This window comes from Flavobacterium cerinum (assembly GCF_004028155.1).
Taxonomy (GTDB): Bacteria; Bacteroidota; Bacteroidia; order Flavobacteriales; family Flavobacteriaceae; genus Flavobacterium; species Flavobacterium cerinum.
The window spans coordinates 24171-40970 of sequence record NZ_SBII01000019.1 but is presented as its reverse complement, the minus strand read 5'-3'; the positions used below and the strand labels follow the sequence as shown (position 1 = coordinate 40970).

Annotated in this window: 11 protein-coding genes; 5 read left to right on the top strand and 6 right to left on the bottom strand. The window is 37.7% G+C overall.

Annotated elements, in window-relative coordinates:
• Positions 1 to 10: 10 nt before the first annotated feature.
• The 4 genes from kdpA to EPI11_RS18540 form a co-directional block, all read right to left on the bottom strand.
• The gene (kdpA, locus tag EPI11_RS18555; protein ID WP_128391490.1) at positions 11 to 1699 is read right to left on the bottom strand and encodes a potassium-transporting ATPase subunit KdpA; all 1689 of its coding nucleotides are present in this window, start codon (positions 1697 to 1699) and stop codon (positions 11 to 13) included.
• A gap of 21 nt (positions 1700 to 1720) precedes the next feature.
• Positions 1721 to 1798 carry a potassium-transporting ATPase subunit F gene (locus EPI11_RS18550; RefSeq protein WP_128391498.1) on the bottom strand — a complete coding sequence of 26 codons (78 nt, stop codon included), beginning with the start codon at positions 1796 to 1798 and terminating at the stop codon, positions 1721 to 1723.
• Positions 1799 to 1908: 110 nt separating this feature from the next.
• Positions 1909 to 2190, bottom strand: coding sequence for a DUF7674 family protein (locus EPI11_RS18545; protein WP_128391489.1), 282 nt, complete (start codon positions 2188 to 2190; stop codon positions 1909 to 1911).
• 170 nt (positions 2191 to 2360) lie between these two features.
• Positions 2361 to 3713, bottom strand: a complete 1353-nt coding sequence (locus EPI11_RS18540) for a sigma-54-dependent transcriptional regulator (RefSeq protein ID WP_128391488.1) — start codon at positions 3711 to 3713, stop codon at positions 2361 to 2363.
• Positions 3714 to 4031: 318 nt separating this feature from the next.
• Here EPI11_RS18540 and EPI11_RS18535 point away from each other — a divergent pair, with 318 nt between their 5' ends.
• From EPI11_RS18535 to EPI11_RS18515, 5 genes are all read left to right on the top strand, one after another.
• Complete coding sequence (locus tag EPI11_RS18535) at positions 4032 to 5963, top strand: OmpA family protein (protein WP_128391487.1); 1932 nt, start codon at positions 4032 to 4034, stop codon at positions 5961 to 5963.
• Positions 5964 to 6135: 172 nt separating this feature from the next.
• Positions 6136 to 6477 carry a hypothetical protein gene (locus EPI11_RS18530; protein ID WP_128391486.1) on the top strand — a complete coding sequence of 114 codons (342 nt, stop codon included), beginning with the start codon at positions 6136 to 6138 and terminating at the stop codon, positions 6475 to 6477.
• A gap of 143 nt (positions 6478 to 6620) precedes the next feature.
• Positions 6621 to 7886 carry a TolC family protein gene (locus EPI11_RS18525; RefSeq protein WP_128391485.1) on the top strand — a complete coding sequence of 422 codons (1266 nt, stop codon included), beginning with the start codon at positions 6621 to 6623 and terminating at the stop codon, positions 7884 to 7886.
• A 3-nt stretch (positions 7887 to 7889) separates the two neighbouring features.
• On the top strand, positions 7890 to 8978 hold the full coding sequence (locus EPI11_RS18520; protein ID WP_128391484.1) for an efflux RND transporter periplasmic adaptor subunit: 1089 nt from the start codon (positions 7890 to 7892) through the stop codon (positions 8976 to 8978).
• A gap of 10 nt (positions 8979 to 8988) precedes the next feature.
• The gene (locus tag EPI11_RS18515; protein WP_128391483.1) at positions 8989 to 12090 is read left to right on the top strand and encodes an efflux RND transporter permease subunit; all 3102 of its coding nucleotides are present in this window, start codon (positions 8989 to 8991) and stop codon (positions 12088 to 12090) included.
• A 133-nt stretch (positions 12091 to 12223) separates the two neighbouring features.
• Here EPI11_RS18515 and EPI11_RS18510 read toward each other — a convergent pair whose 3' ends face one another.
• Together EPI11_RS18510 and EPI11_RS18505 are read right to left on the bottom strand one after the other, a co-directional pair.
• Positions 12224 to 13618, bottom strand: a complete 1395-nt coding sequence (locus tag EPI11_RS18510; RefSeq protein ID WP_128391482.1) for an efflux transporter outer membrane subunit — start codon at positions 13616 to 13618, stop codon at positions 12224 to 12226.
• 15 nt (positions 13619 to 13633) lie between these two features.
• Complete coding sequence (locus EPI11_RS18505) at positions 13634 to 16792, bottom strand: efflux RND transporter permease subunit (protein ID WP_128391481.1); 3159 nt, start codon at positions 16790 to 16792, stop codon at positions 13634 to 13636.
• Between the last annotated feature and the right edge of the window lie 8 nt (positions 16793 to 16800).

Here is a 16800-nt window from a genome sequence, read left to right as displayed (position 1 = left end):
CGTTAATTTATTAAGCAAGTGAAAAGTATTCTGCTATAGGGCCTAAAGCCAGGGCAGGGAAGAAGGATAGGGCAGCAATAATAAAGATCACTGCAAAAACCATAAGGCCAAAAGTGGAAGTATCTGTCTTAAGTGTACCTGCACTTTCCGGTACGTGTTTTTTACCTGCCAATATACCTGCTATAGCTAATGGGCCAATGATAGGCAGGAATCGTGATAACAGTAATACAAAACCTGTTGTGATGTTCCACCAAGGGTTGTTATCACCCAGTCCTTCAAAACCACTACCATTATTTGCTGCCGATGAGGTAAACTCATACAGTATCTCACTAAATCCATGGAATCCGGGATTATTCAGTGTGCTGGCGCCATATTCTGAAAATGCAGTTGAAAGTGCAGTACCCGATAATATAAGTAAGGTATGCAGTAAGGCGACGATCATGGCAATTTTCATTTCACGTGCTTCGATCTTCTTGCCTAAAAATTCAGGAGTACGTCCTACCATGAGTCCGCTTATAAATACGGCAAGTATAATAAAGATATAAAAGTTAAGTATCCCTACACCACAGCCGCCATAAAAGCAGTTCACCATCATGGCAAGCAGCTGCATCATCCCCGATAATGGCATCGCACTATCGTGCATTGAATTTACAGACCCTGTAGATATTACTGTTGTAGCAATACTCCAGTAGCCCGAAGCAGGAGCACCAATCCGCACTTCTTTACCTTCACTCGCACCAGCCGACGTATCTATACCCATTTGATGTATTGCAGGGTTGGCATTCATTTCGGCCATAACTGTTGGTACTGTAAGGAGTAAGAAACCTATGGTCATTACACCAAATATCATATAAGATAGTTTCCTTCTTTTCAGGTAAAAACCTAAGGCAAATATCATGGCAAACGGTATGATCATCTGGGCGATCATTTCTACCATATTAGTAAGGTAGTTAGGGTTTTCGAATGGATGAGCAGAGTTGGCTCCAAAGAAACCACCACCATTTGTACCTACGTGTTTAATAGCAACAAACGCTGCCACCGGTCCGGTAGAAACCTGAACACTATCTCCTTGAAGGGTAGTCATATCCTGTTTTCCGTCAAAGGTCATTGGCGTACCGTTAAATACAAGTACAGCTGCTACAATTAGCGCTACCGGTAGTAAAATACGGGTACATGATTTTATAAAGTAATTGTAAAAGTTACCCAGTTTATCGGTAGCTCTTTCTCTTAGAGCATTAAATAAAACAGCTGCAGCTGCAAGGCCAATACCTGCCGATACAAATTGCAGGAACATTAAAAAGAGCTGGCTTAAGTAGCTTACACCGCTTTCTCCTGAATAATGCTGTAAATTACAGTTTACAACAAAGGAAATGGTAGAGTTAAAAGCCAGGTCGGGCGACATGTTTGGGTTGTTGTCCGGGTTTAGTGGCAGCCATCCCTGGCACATCAGTATCAGCATTCCTAAAAGAAACCAAACCACATTAATAATCAGCATTGTTTTTAAATGCTGTTTCCAATTCATTTCTTTTAAGTGGTCTATACCGCTAAAACGATAGAACAGTTTTTCAATAGGGTTAAATATAGGATCAAGAAGTGTCTTGTCGCCGTGGTAAACTTTTGCAATGTATCTTCCAAAGGGAATGGATAATAATAAGGTAATGATAAACATTGCCACAATACCCAATATTTCTGTATTCATTAGATTATATACTTTAAGGGGTTAAAACTTTTCGGGCTTGATTAGTACATAGCACACGTACACAAAGACGGCTAATGCAATTATAAATAGTGCGGTCATAGGATTTAGATTTTATCAAAATAATCAATGGATTTAAAACAGATGGCAAATAATACAATGCCCGTTGCTATTAAAATCAGTGTTAGTACCATAGTGTAGAAAATTAAAATTTAAACTCCCGAAGCATTAATTTGCTTTAGGTATTCTTTACGAAGTGATACAGGGAATAAATTGGCAATACTGCAATTGTGCAGTTCCATGAAAGAGGAAACCGAATAGACATACACATTACTAATTGCGTTCTTCGTTTCGGCGCTGCCTGTAAGCATCATTTTTTCGGCTACTGCAAGGCATTTTTTTGCTCTTAAGATATTCCCCTTGATGATCAGGGTTTTTGTGATCTCGGCAAATTTTTGTGCCTGGTTGTAAACAGTCACGACTTTGTTTTTCATTTTGACATTAAATTTTTGTGTTCTTACCACTAATGCCAAATAATGTACCTGTAATCGTGATGTTAGCTTAAGTTGTTGATATATATGGAGATATTGTATTTTTGGCTTCGTGCCAAAATAAAAAACCCTTTCAAAATGAAAGGGTAGGTATATCAAAACGGTAGGTTTATTTAAGAGATCTGGTATTCTTCCAGCTTGCGGTAAAGCGTTGTTAGCGCTATGTTGAGCAGTTTTGCCGTTTCGGTCTTATTGCCATCGGTATGGTTAAACACTTTACGGATATGTATTTTTTCGGCAGATGCCAGTGAAAAAGCTGATAGTACTTTACTATCACTCTTTATTGATTCTCCTTGGGCATATTGAATTTCGAGCGGAAGGCTGGAAGGAGTAAGGAGATTGCTGTTTTCTAATATCACGCTGCGTTCAATTACATTTTTAAGCTCACGGATGTTGCCCGGCCATTGGTGCATTTTTAAGAGTGATATAAATTCGGGAGAGGTGCCTTGTAGTTTCTTATTGGTTTTAAGAGCAAATTGTTTAAGATAGTAAAGCGCCAGCGTTTCTATATCGGCAACACGCTCACGAAGAGAAGGCAGCTGTATACTAAATACCGAAAGTCGGTAATAAAGATCCTGCCTAAAATGACCTGCTTCGATCTCGGTAGTAAGATTTCTGTTGGTTGCCGTAACAATCCTAACATTAACTTTAGTGACTTTACTTTCACCAACTTTAATGAATTCTCCGTTTTCTATAACCCGTAACAGCTTTGCCTGTAAGTCGAGTGCCATTTCGCCTACTTCGTCAAGAAATATCGTTCCGTTGTTCGCCTCTTCAAACAAACCTTTTTTATCTTTCATAGCTCCGGTAAAAGCTCCTGCCTTATGGCCAAACATTTCGCTCTCCAATAGATCATGGCTAAATGCCGAACAGTTAATTGCAATGAAATTTTTATTGTTTCTATTGCTTGCCTGATGGATTGCCTGTGCAAAAACTTCTTTACCCGTTCCTGTTTCTCCGGTAAGTAGTACGGTAGTGTCTGTTACCGCCACTTTTTTAGCAAGGTCTATAGTTTCAAGTAAAGCTTTTGAATTGCCTATAATTCCGTCAAAAGAATATTTATTACCTAACTTTTCTTCGAGCTGCTGTACTCTTTGCGATAAAGCTGCCTTTTCGAGTGCACGGTGTATAAGGGGTATAATTTTATTGTTGTCGTCGCCTTTTATGATATAATCAAAGGCTCCGTTCTTTATTGCCTGAACACCATCGGGAATATTACCGTAGGCAGTTAAAAGGATTACTTCGGTATTAGGAGATTTGGCTTTTATTTGTCCGGCCATATCTACGCCATTACCATCCGGTAGCTTTACATCGCATAATACAACATCAATATCCTGCTGATCCAGTTTTTTTAATCCCGTTTTGCAGTCGCCTGCCTGTAGTACTTCAAAGCCTTCAAGACCAATAATTCTGGCCATTAAAGTTCTTAGTTTTTCTTCGTCATCTATGATCAGGATCTTTTTCACGGCATAATTTTTTTACAAAGTTATTCTTTTTGCATATCCGCTATTCTTTTTCTGAATACTTAAAATGAATTATTTTAAGTATATTTATTTTTTAAATAATTATCTAAATAAGGGATAATTGTAGGTGGTAAATGATAGCTGAAGCACCTGTTTTACTGCTATAGCGGGAGGTTGTGTTTTTATTACAAGATATAAACGTTACTAAATTAATAGGTTATAATTCGGAAAATTGTTAAATATTTATTAGATTTGAGTGCCCCACAAAATATAATTAAATATTTCGAAGATTTTTTTAACCCCCACTCCCCCCCAAGAAATATGAAGCGTAAATTACTCATTACATTGCTAATGGCTTTTTCTGCAAGTCTATATTCGCAGCAGGCCAAAATCGGCAGAGCCAATAAAAGTTATGAAAACTTTGCTTATATCGATGCTATTAAAACCTATGAGCGTATTGTAGCAAAAGGATACAAATCGGCAGATATGCTTAAAAAACTAGGTAATTCATATTATTTTAATGCTGAATTAGAGAAAGCTAACAAATGGTATCAAGAGCTTTTTACTTTGAAAGAGGATATCGAACCTGAATACTATTTCAGGTATTCCCAAACATTAAAAGCTATGCGTGATTATGAAAAATCCGATAAAATGTTAGATGCTTTTAATGCAAAGAGCAGTAACGATTCCAGAGGTAAGCTTTATGAAAAGAACAAAGATTATTTAAAAGTAATTGAAACAAACTCAGGTCGTTTTCAAGTTGTTGATGCAGGTATTAATTCGGGATTCTCAGAATATGGAGCTGCACTTTTTGGTAACAAATTAATTTTTACCAGTTCAAGAAACCCCGAGGGTCCGTTATCAATTCAGAGGTGGAGTAATCAGGCCTATACAGGCTTGTATGAAGCGGTTATAAATGATAAAGGAGAATTACAAAGCCCAAAAAGATTTGCTATATCGATAGATACTAAATTCAATGAATCATCTCCTGCTTTTACAAAAGACAGTACGACCATATATTTTACCCGAAATAATTTTAATAAGGGTAAAGTTCAAAAAGATAAAACCAACGCGATACTGCTTAAGATTTATAAAGCCAAAATTACTAAAGATGGTAAATTTAGTGACGTAACTGAACTTCCTTTTACAAGTAACGATTATAGCACTGCACATCCTGTATTAAGTCCGGATGAAAAGACAATGTACTTTACTTCAAACATGCCTGGTTCTTTAGGTCAGTCAGATCTGTATAAGGTTGCGATTAGCAGCGATGGAAGTTTTGGGAAGCCCATAAATTTGGGAAATAAAATTAATACTGAAGGAAAAGAGACTTTCCCTTTTTTATCTGATGAAAATGAATTGTATTTTTCTTCTGATGGACATCCTGGATTGGGAGGATTGGATGTTTTTGTCTCAAAGTTGAGTCACGACGGTTCTTTTGGAGAAGTTATGAATGTTGGAAAACCAGTGAACAGCCCAATTGATGACTTTGCTTTTTACATTAATACGAAAACCAGAAATGGATTCTTTTCTTCTAACAGAGAAGGAGGAAAGGGCTATGATGATATCTATAAATTTAAAGAGGTAAAGATACTGCCTACCGAACATTTATTATTAGGATTAATAACCAGCGAAACTACTGGCGAAATTTTACTAGGTGTTAAATTAACAGTGTATGACGAAAAGATGAATAAGATTAAAGAGATATATTCAACTAAAGAGGGATATATACTTGGAGGTCTAAAAGGAGGTGAAAAATACTATGTAAGAGCAGAATTAAATGATTACACAACAATAGAACTGCCTGTTGCCATGCATAAAGATGGCAGTAAAACAGAATTGCCAATTGCCATGGAAAAAACAGTTATTCCTGTAAAAGTTGGCGATGATCTGGCCAAGGTATTTAAAATAAAAATCATTTACTTCGATCTAAACAAAGCTGATATCCGTCCGGATGCAGCACTCGATTTGGCCAAAATTGTTGATGTGATGAAAGAAAATCCTAAAATGAGGATAGATGTTCGTTCGCATACCGATAGCAGATACTTTCGTAAACCTAATCAGGCATTGTCTGATAAAAGGGCTAAGACTACAATTGCATGGATGAAAGCGCAAGGAATACAGGCTAACCGCCTTACAGGTAGAGGGTATGGTGAAATGCAGCCTGTAAACAAATGTAAGGACGGAGTTCCATGTACTGAAGATGAATATCAGCTCAACAGGCGAAGTGAATTTATAATTAAAGCATTATAATAGAAATTAAATTGGGTGTAAAGAGCCAATGTTAAAAATTAATCTAAATTTTTTTAACAAATTATTATTTTTTGGCAAGATTTGTGTTGCGTGATGTTTTTATGTAATACTTTTGTGTTCTGAAATGAGGTTTATAAAAAAACATATTAATAGTCGTATTTTGTGGATGCTAATGGCATTACACATACTTAACTTTAGTATAGATAACCCTCATACCCTTTTTGAGAACAGTAAAGCAGATACTAAGTTTGAAGAGGTAGACAGTGTTGTGGAGTTAGTTCTTGAAAATGTTTTAAATATAGAAAATGCTATTCCTGAAAATCACTCCAAAACTCCTGTAACCAACAAATTTAGTGCTAAGAAAATAGTTTGGGTATATGAGCACCACGAACCTTTACAATTTACAGAACCTATAGCTGAAAATTTCAAGGTTGTTTTCGCAAATACTTTTTACAACAATCCTATATATAATTCACCATTGGTGAATATATTCTCTCCTCCACCCGAGGCTTAAATACTATTTATTTACCGGCTTTAACAGCTTTGCTGTTAAAGGCTTTATGTATTCCTGTTACTCTGGAAACATATCTGGTATTGTTATGTTTTGCACACAGTTGCAGGACAATTTTTTTTAATAGTATTTAAATAAAACTTATCATGGAATTTAAAAATAAATTCTTGGTCTGGATAACTGTATTGTTTATCCAGGCTGGAGCCATTGCTCAGGCACCTGGCCAGGTTACACTTACCATAAAACAGGCCGAAGAGCTGTTCTTTAAAAATAACTTTTTACTGCTTGCACAGCAATACAACATCAGTAAAGCTGATGCTCAGATAATACAATCCAAAGTATATCCAAACCCGGAAGTTACTGCCGATATGGTAGCTTATCAGGCACAAAACGATCTGTATTTTCCATCAGGTCAAAATGGAAACTTTGCTTTTGGACTAGAACAGTTAATTGTAATTGGCGGCAAACGACGTGCTCAGATCAATTTGGCAAAGCTTGATAAAAAAATGGCTGAAACCGAATTAACTGACTTAACAAGAAATCTTCAGGAGCAAATTTGGGAATCCTTCTATACGCTTCATCATAAGCAGAAAGTAATTGAAAAGTACGACAAGTTATTGGTTAAACTTCAATCACTTATTGGCAGTTATGAAGTTCAGGTAGCAAAAAATAACATTGCATTGAAAGATCTGGTTCGGTTAAAATCGGTCTACGTAAAAATCAATAATGATAAATCAGAAGAAGCAGAAGCAATGATTCAGGAACAGCAGAAGCTGAATATACTTTTGGGTACTTCATCAACGATTCAAACAGTATACAGTAGTAGTGATGCTAATTTGTTTGCTGCAAAATCTTTCCTATACGATCAGGTTTTAAGTGAATCGCTAGAAAACAGACCTGATTTGGGTCATGCAAAATTGGAAACAGAATCGGCGAAACTTAATGTTTCATTACAAAAAAGGATGGCAATACCGGATATTACATTAAGAGCAGGTTATAATCAGCGAGGTGATGCTTTTAATAAACAATATAATATTGGACTTGGAATTCCGCTGCCTTTTTTTGATAGGAACAGAGGTAATATCCAGACTGCAAAAGTGAATTTAGAGCAACAGAGTAAAAATGTGTCTTATAAAGAACTTGAAATCCAAAATCAGGTATTAGCCGCATGGCAAAATTATACACGTAGTGTTGAGGAGTATAAGCACATAAGTACTCTTATTAATGAAGATTTTGAGGCTGTGTATAACGGTATTACTTCAAACTTTCAAAAAGGAAATGTATCGATGATAGAATTTGCCGATTTTCTTGAATCCTATAATGAAGCACAAACCGAGGTTGAAAGGGTAAAAAAACAACTTGCCCTTGCTGCTGCCCAAATTAATTATGTAACAGGAACAAACAACTTTTAAACCATGAAACCATTACAATATATACCGGTAATAATAGTAGCAGCATTAACATTAAATAGCTGTGAACATAAAAAAGAAGCCGAAGAAACAAAGCAGCATTTTGTTATGACCGATAAAATGCATGAAGAATGCACTTTTGCAAATGCGGCTACAGATTTTGCTCAGAACGAAATACGCCTGTTCGGCAAGGTAACAGCCGACAATAACAGTATGGCACAAGTATATCCTGCTGTAGGAGGTAATGTTATTAGCATTGATGCAGAACTTGGTGACTATGTGAAACAAGGGCAGTTACTGGCTAGTATCCGAAGCAGTGAAGTAGCAGGCTTTCAAAGCCAGACTACAGATGCCGATGCAAATGTATCTATCGCAGAACGTAATCTTCAAAGCGTTAAAGATATGTATGAAGGAAAACTAGCATCTGAAAAAGAATTAGTTGTTGCTCAAAAAGAATTGGACAAAGCCCGCTCTGAAAAAAGTAGAATGGGAGAGATCAACCACATTTACAAACTAAAAAACGGGTCGGTTTATAACCTGTATGCGCCTATCAGCGGTTATGTGGTTTATAAAGACATAAGCCCTAATGAAATCCTTTTAAACAATAGGGAAAATGCTTTGTTTACTATTGCTAAACTGGATAACGTTTGGGTACTCGCTAATGTAAATGAAAGTGACCTTGATAACGTTAAGCAGGGGCAGGATGTAAGTATACAAACGATTGCTTATCCTAACAAGAACATAAAAGGAAAAATAGATAAAGTATTTAATGTTATCGATCCTGATACCCGTGCCGCTAAAGCACTAATTAAAGTGCCTAATACTGATATTGCTCTAAAACCCGAGATGAATGCAACGGTTACAGTGCATTATGCTGATACTAAAAAGTTTGTAAGTGTACCATCTGAAGCTGTAGTGTTTGATAAAAACAAAAACTTTGTAATGGTATTTAAAGACAAGAATAACATAGAAACACGAGAGGTTATTATTTATAAGGCACTTAAAGAAACTACTTATTTATCTGGTGGGCTTAAGGATGGTGAGCAGATTATTGTTAAAGGTAATTTGCTGATTTATGATGCTATTAACGATTAATCCCTGAATCATGAACAAGTTGATAAAAAACATAATAGGCTTTTCGTTACGCAATAAAATGTTCACTTTCTTTTGGATTGGGCTCGTTGTTATTGCAGGCGTTATTAGCTATAAAAACATTCCGGTAGAAGCTTTTCCGGATGTTACAAATACCCAAATCATTATTGTAACCGAATGGAACGGCCGTAGCGCCGAAGAGGTAGAACGTTTTGTAACGGCTCCGGTAGAAATTGCAATGAACTCGGTACAGAGTAAAACAAATGTGCGTAGTATTACCATGTTTGGGCTATCAATCATCAAGATTATTTTTGATGATGATGTAGATGATTTCTTTGCCCGACAGCAGGTTAATAACCAATTAAGGAACATACAGCTGCCCGACGGTGTAGAACCCGACGTACAGCCTCCTTATGGGCCTACAGGAGAAATATATAGATATACTCTTAAAAGTGATTCCCGGGATACCCGTGAATTGCTTACCATTCAAAACTGGGTCATAGACCGACAGTTACGGGCTGTACCCGGTATTGCGGATGTTGTAGCTTTTGGAGGACGTGAAAAAACCTATGAGGTTGCTATAGATCCAATTGCTTTGCAAAAGTATGAATTGAGTTCTCCTGAAGTATATGAAGCTATTAGTAAGGCCAATGTAAATGTAGGAGGAGATGTTATTGAGAAGAACGGTCAGGCCTATGTAGTAAAAGGTATTGGTTTATTGGACAATATCGAAGATATAGAAAATACGATTGTAGCACAGCGAAACGGAAATCCTGTTTTGGTGAAAAATATTGCAAAGGTTAATGAATCTAACGTACCTCGTGTTGGTCAGGTTGGATTGAACGATAATGATGATGTGGTGGAAGGAATCGTTGTAATGCGAAAGAATGAAAACCCGTCGGAAGTATTGGCGAGGCTTAAGGAGAAAATAGCCTATGTACAGGAGAATGTATTGCCTAAGGATGTAAAAATGGAAACATTTTATGACCGTGACAGGTTAATGGAGTTTTGTACCCATACGGTAACTCATAACCTTGTTGAAGGTATCTTATTGGTTACGGTGATTGTATTCTTATTCATGGCCGATTGGCGGACTACTCTTATCGTGTCGATTATTATTCCGTTGGCATTATTATTTGCCTTCCTCTGTCTTAAATTAAAGGGCATGAGTGCCAATTTACTTTCGCTTGGAGCAGTCGATTTTGGTATCATTATAGATGGGGCGGTCGTCATGGTCGAAGGACTCTTTGTGGCTCTCGACCGACTTCAGCACAAAGTCGGCCGGGAGCGTTTTAATAAGCTTTCCAAACTGGGTTTAATACGAAAAGAAGGTACTAAACTTGGCGTAGCGATCTTCTTTAGTAAACTGATTATTATATCTGCATTGTTACCGATATTCTCATTCGAGAAGGTAGAAGGCAAGATGTTCTCTCCGCTTGCATGGACACTAGGTTTTGCATTATTGGGTGCACTTATTTTTACACTTACTCTGGTACCGGTATTGTGCTCTATTTTATTAAGAAAAGATGTAAAAGAGAAGCACAATGTTATTGTTGATTTTTTCAATAAGATGGTGAGTAAAGGACTAAATGTAACTTTCAAAAACAAGAAAGCATCGATTATTGTTTCGTTTGTAATACTGGGGCTTACTTTGTTTTCTTCCCGTTTTATGGGTAGTGAATTCTTACCTCCGTTAAATGAAGGTGCGCTATGGGTTACGGCCGAATTACCTATTAGTAATTCACTTACTGAGAGTGTTAAGATGGCCAGAATCATACGTAAAGAACTGCAATCTTTTGATGAGGTTAACGATGTGCTTTCACAAACGGGTAGGAGTAATGACGGTACTGATCCTAATGGTTTTGGGTTCCTTCAATTTCAGGTCGATTTGAAACCTCATGATGAATGGAAAAGGAAACTCACGATGGATGGACTGGTTGAAGAAATGAATAAAAAACTGAGCCGCTATCAGGGGATCACTTATAATTATTCGCAGCCGGTTATTGATAACGTTGCCGAGGCTGTTGCCGGATTTAAAGCATCTAATGCTGTAAAAATATATGGTGATGATCTGGAAGTATTAGATAAAATTGCCAATGAAGTAATGACGAAAATTAAACCTATTGACGGAATTAAAGATGTAGGTGTACTGCGTAATCTTGGACAGCCAGGAATCAGTGTAACTTTTGACGAAGAAAAAATGGCGTTATATGGTGTTCAGAAGAATGATGCCCAAGGTATATTAGAAATGGCAATTGGTGGTAAAACGGCAACCCAGAAATATGAAGGCGAGAAAAAATTTGATATACGACTTCGTTATCTTGAAGAGTACCGTAAGGATGAGGAAGACATTATGAACCTTATGGTGCCAACATTAAGAGGAACCAAAGTTCCTTTAAAAGAAATTGCGACTGTTACTACAGAGACCGGACCTGCTTTTGTTTACAGGGATAATACCAAACGATTTATTGGTGTGAAATTCTCTGTACGTGACAGGGACCTTGGAAGTACTATTGCCGATGCTCAGGCTCAGGTAAAAAAACTAAAACTTCCCGATGGCTACACAGTAGGGTGGACTGGTGAATATGAAAACCAGATACGTGCCAGTGCTAAACTTGCACAGGTTGTACCTATATCGCTGGTGCTCATATTTGTATTGTTATTTGTAATGTTTGGTAATATTAAAGATTCGCTGTTAGTACTTGTAAATGTACCGTTTGCTATCATTGGTGGTATATTGGCATTGCAGCTAACAGGAATAAACTTTGGTATATCTGCAGGAGTTGGATTTATTGCGTTATTGGGTATTTGTATCCAAAATGGGGTAATTCTCGTCTCGGAGTTCCACATGAACCTGAAGAAGAAACTCTCGCTCACAGATTCGATTATCCTTGGGGTAAAAGCAAGAACAAGACCGGTTGTAATGACAGCCCTAATGGCTGCTATCGGGTTAATGCCTGCTGCTCTATCCAGTGGAATTGGATCTGAATCTCAAAAACCATTGGCTGTTGCCATAATTGGCGGACTGGTAACTGCTACTGTATTTACGTTATTGGTATTCCCTAACTTTTTCTATTGGGCAATGCGTAAAAAGCATCAAAATTTAATGGAGTAAAAGTTGTTTTTTGTTTGGTTAATTGGGAGAATCGCCTGGAAATCTTTCCGGGCGATTTTTTTATGTCATATGTTTAATACAATAGGGTTTGACTTTTAAAGTCAAACCCTATTTTGTTGAGGTAGGATTATAATTAGTTCCAACCTCCGCCCAGTGCTCTGTATAAACTCACAAGAGCCTGCAATTTTTGGCTTTGATCATTTATGCCTCTTAACTCGGCGTCCAGTAAATTCTGTTCGGCAGTTAAAACATCAGTGTAGTTTGTATTCCGGCTGTTATTTAGCAGTTCTTTGTTGAATTCAACAGCTTTTGTTAGTGCTTCTAATTGCTTCTTTCTCTTCTCTTCTTTAGCTGTTGCATTATCATATTTTGATAAAGCATCAGATACTTCCTGACTGGCTTTTAGTAAGGACAATTCAAAATTATAATACGCTTGTTTTTGTCTTGATTCAGCAGTGCTTAAACGTGCTTTATTAATCCCTTTGTTGAAGATAGATTGTGTTAATCCTCCGGCTATATTTCCAAACAATCCGGCATTGGTAAACCACTCACTCAAACCAAAACTGGAGAATCCGCCAGCACCGGTAATTGTAAGTGCAGGATAGAAATAAGTTCTTGCTACATTGGTATCTTCAAAAGATACCCTGAAGTTAAATTCTGCCTGCTGTACATCCGGCCGGTTAGATAAAAGTTGTGCAGGAATACCCGGTTTCAGGTCGTAAATAAGCTGTTGCTGATAAAGTTTGGTTCGCTCAATAGCAGAAGGCGATCTTGCAAGCAGTACACACAAGGCATGTTCTGTTTCTTTTATCTTTTGTTTAATATCCGGAATTGCCAGTTCGGCTTCATAAAAATTTGCTTCACTCTGTACAACGGCTACACCGTTTAAAATAGAATTTTCAAAAAGTTCTTTGATAGCTTCTGCATCAGCACCTCTGTTTTCGGCAGTTTTTGTGGTTACGTTCAATTGCTCATCCAAGGCTAATAGTTCAAAATAGTAATTGGCAATATCTGCAATAAGCTGGGTTTGTATAGCTCTTTTAGCAGCATCTGTGGCCAGAAGATTGGCCAAAGCAGCACGCTTACCACTGCTGAGTTTTCCCCAGATATCTATTTCCCAACCGGTACTAAGTCCCATATCATATTGGGTAGTATGTTTAAATAACCCAAATCCCTGAGGGTATGCTAATCTTGATTCTTTAACCGATGCATTTCCGCTTAACGAAGGTAAAAAGGCTGCTTTGCTCAATCGAAGAGCCGCCTTAGATTCATTGATACGTTCTACAGCAATCTTTAGATCTAAATTAGCTTCGAGCCCTTTATCAATAAGCTGTTTTAAAATAGGATCGGTAAATATTTCCGACCATTTCATCTGAGCCATATTAATAGTATCTGTTTTGTCAGACTCCCTGTAATTTTCAGGGAGTGCAGGATTTGGCTTCGTGTAAGGCTTGGTTATTCTGCAAGAACTCAGCAGTCCTGCTGAAATCAGTAAAACTACAGCCATTTTATAATTGTATGTTTTCATGTGTTTCATTTATATTTAAGCCACTTCATCTAAAGGTCTTGGTTCGTGAATTGGTTCTTTTACTCCGGATATTTTTTCATGCAGTGATTGGAAAATGATAAAGAGTACCGGAATTACAAATACCCCGAATAGTGTACCGATAAGCATTCCCCCAACGGCAGCTGTTCCGATAGATCGGTTACTTAAAGCTCCTGCTCCGGTAGCGATCATTAGAGGAATCAATCCGAAGATGAAGGCAAAAGAGGTCATTAAAATAGGTCTAAGCCTTGCTTTCGCACCATAGATAGCCGACTGTACAATGCTTCTGCCGCTTAGTCGATGCAATAGCGCAAACTCAACGATAAGGATGGCATTTTTGGCTAACAGTCCAATCAGCATGATAAGGCTTATCTGCAAGAATATATTATTATCTACACCAAATAGATTGGCAAATATAAAAGCACCTGCAAGTCCTATTGGTAATGATAGCAACACCGAAAAGGGAAGGATATAACTTTTGTACTGTGCACTTAAAAGGAAATAAATAAAGATTAGGCAGAGTGCAAATATCATTGTTGTCTGGCTGCCACTAGACAGCTCTTCTCGGGTTAATCCCGAAAATTCATAGGCATAACCGCGGTCTAAGGTTTGCGCAGCTACTTCTTCAATAGCTTTTATAGCATCCCCTGAGCTGTAGCCTTTGTTAGGCATCCCCGTAACACTTGTTGAGGTAAATAGGTTAAAACGGTTGATGAATTCAGGTCCATACGTTTTCTTTAGTGTTACAAATTCGGCGATAGGTGCCATAGCTCCCGAATCTGTTCGTACAAAGACTTTATTGATATCATCTTCTTTGGCTCTAAAGCCGGAATGCGACTGCATCATCACACGGTATTGCTTCCCAAATTTATTAATGTCAGACGCATAAACACCTCCAAAATACCCCTGCAATGTGTTTAAAACTGTATTAACGCTCACCCCGGCATCTTTACATTTAGCAACGTTTACATTTACTTCCAGCTCTGGGAAACCGATGTTAAATGGACTAGCAGCATACAGGATTTCCGGGCGCTGATTAATGGCAGCCATAAATGCGCCAATATTCTTATCGAAATCTTTGTAGCTGCCTCCTGTTTTATCCTGAAGCTGTACTTCAAATCCGTTACTGTTTCCAAAACCCTGAAGGGTAGGAGCGGCAAAGAAAATGATATTGGCTCCTTTTATATGACCCGTTTTAGCAAACAGTAGGTTTACCAGTGATGTTATGTCCTGACCTTTCTCTGTTCTTTCTTCCCATGGTTTTAATCGAATGAAAAGTGCTCCGTATGACCCACCAAAACCATTTATTAAGTCCATTCCCGATAGAGTGGATACAAGTTCAACTTCAGGAATATCTCTTATAATACTGTCTATCTCTTTGGTTATTTCTTCTGTGCGTTCCAATGTAGAAGCAGGAGGAAGCACAACATTGCCGTAAATAGCTCCACTATCATCAGCAGGCACAAACCCTGTTGGAGTAGTTTTAATCAGTGCAAAAAAGATCAGTGCAAATAATGCAATTCCGATCAAGGATATCCATTTTCTTCTGATAAGGAAGCGCACGGCACCAATATATTTATTGGTTACAGCCTCAAAAGCAGCATTAAATCCTTTAAAGAATTTAGGTAGGAATCCAACTGGCTGATGTGATTTGTCGTTATTATGTGGTTTTAATAAAAGAGCGCAAAGTGCAGGGCTTAACGTAAGTGCATTAATCGCTGATATTACAATTGCCACAGCAAGTGTTAGTCCAAACTGTTTATAAAACACACCGGCAGAGCCGTTGATAAATGTAACCGGAACGAATACTGCTGACATAATAAGCGTAATGGAAATAATAGCTCCGCTAATTTCGCTCATAGCATGCATCGTCGCTTTTTTTGCCGATTTTGCTCCCTGGTCGAGCTTGGCATGGACAGCTTCTACCACAACAATGGCATCATCTACTACAATACCAATAGCCAATACCAATGCAAATAACGTTAACAGGTTAATAGTAAAACCAAAAAGCTGAAGGAAAAAGAATGTACCAATAATGGATACAGGTACGGCTATCGCCGGAATTAATGTCGACCTGAAATCCTGTAAAAAGATAAAGACTACTATAAATACAAGGATAAAGGCTTCAATAATAGTATGTATGACCTTTTCGATTGATGCATCCAAAAAATCATTAGCACTTATAAATGTATGATATTCCACACCCGGAGGAAAATCTTTAGAAGCTTCTTTAAGGATGTTCTCGCAGGCAATGATAAGCTCTCTTGCATTAGAACCCGAGATCTGGCTAATTTGGCCACCTGAAGAAACTACACCTTGTGAAATAAGGGAAGTTGTATAATCAAGTGCGCCAAATTCTACCTGTGCTACATCTTTTAATCGTAATAAACTACCTTGTTTTCCACTTCTAAGGATAATGTTTTCAAACTGTGCAGGATCTTCAAGACGGCCTGTATATTTTAAAGCATACTGAACCGACTGTTTACTATTTTCTCCTACTTTTCCGGGAGCAGCTTCAATATTTTGCTCTTTAAGAGCGGCAATAATATCATCAGGAATTAGCCCCTGGCTTGCCATGGCATCAGGCTTTAACCATATTCTCATAGAGTATTCCTGGGTTCCGTATATCTCACTGCTGCCCACACCTTCCACACGTTTCATTTGTGGCATGATATTTATCCTCAGATAATTATCCAGGAATTTCTGGTCGTATTTGCCATCTTTACTGTATAACAAAAAGCTAAAAGCAGTACTGCTTAATTGTTTACTGGTAGTGATTCCTGCTTTTATAACTTCAGCAGGAAGCAGGCTCGTTGCCTTTGTTACCCTGTTTTGAACATTTACAGCAGCCATATCTGCATTAGTACCCTGTTTAAAAAATATGGTTATGGTAGCGCTACCATTGTTACTGGCGGTAGATGTCATGTAGGTCATATTTTCCACACCATTTATTTGTTCTTCCAGCGGTATAATTACGCTTTTCATTACTACATCGGCACTGGCACCCTGATAAGAGGCTGTTACTGCAACAGTAGGGGGAGCAATTTCAGGATATTGTGAGATAGGGAGCGATAGAAGTCCTAATAGCCCTAGTATTACTATAATGACCGATATGACTGTAGACAATACCGGGTTTTCAATAAATTTCTTTAACATGTCTTTGT

Excerpts from the sequence above, each read along its gene's own strand:
- EPI11_RS18525 (WP_128391485.1), top strand. The coding sequence starts at position 6,621 with ATGGAATTTAAAAATAAATTCTTGGTCTGGATAACTGTATTGTTTATC.
- EPI11_RS18530 (WP_128391486.1), top strand. The coding sequence starts at position 6,136 with ATGGCATTACACATACTTAACTTTAGTATAGATAACCCTCATACCCTT.
- EPI11_RS18520 (WP_128391484.1), top strand. The coding sequence starts at position 7,890 with ATGAAACCATTACAATATATACCGGTAATAATAGTAGCAGCATTAACA.
- EPI11_RS18510 (WP_128391482.1), bottom strand. The coding sequence starts at position 13,618 with ATGAAAACATACAATTATAAAATGGCTGTAGTTTTACTGATTTCAGCA.
- kdpA (WP_128391490.1), bottom strand. The coding sequence starts at position 1,699 with ATGAATACAGAAATATTGGGTATTGTGGCAATGTTTATCATTACCTTA.
- EPI11_RS18550 (WP_128391498.1), bottom strand. The coding sequence starts at position 1,798 with ATGACCGCACTATTTATAATTGCATTAGCCGTCTTTGTGTACGTGTGC.
- EPI11_RS18535 (WP_128391487.1), top strand. The coding sequence starts at position 4,032 with ATGAAGCGTAAATTACTCATTACATTGCTAATGGCTTTTTCTGCAAGT.
- EPI11_RS18505 (WP_128391481.1), bottom strand. The coding sequence starts at position 16,792 with ATGTTAAAGAAATTTATTGAAAACCCGGTATTGTCTACAGTCATATCG.
- EPI11_RS18545 (WP_128391489.1), bottom strand. The coding sequence starts at position 2,190 with ATGAAAAACAAAGTCGTGACTGTTTACAACCAGGCACAAAAATTTGCC.
- EPI11_RS18515 (WP_128391483.1), top strand. The coding sequence starts at position 8,989 with ATGAACAAGTTGATAAAAAACATAATAGGCTTTTCGTTACGCAATAAA.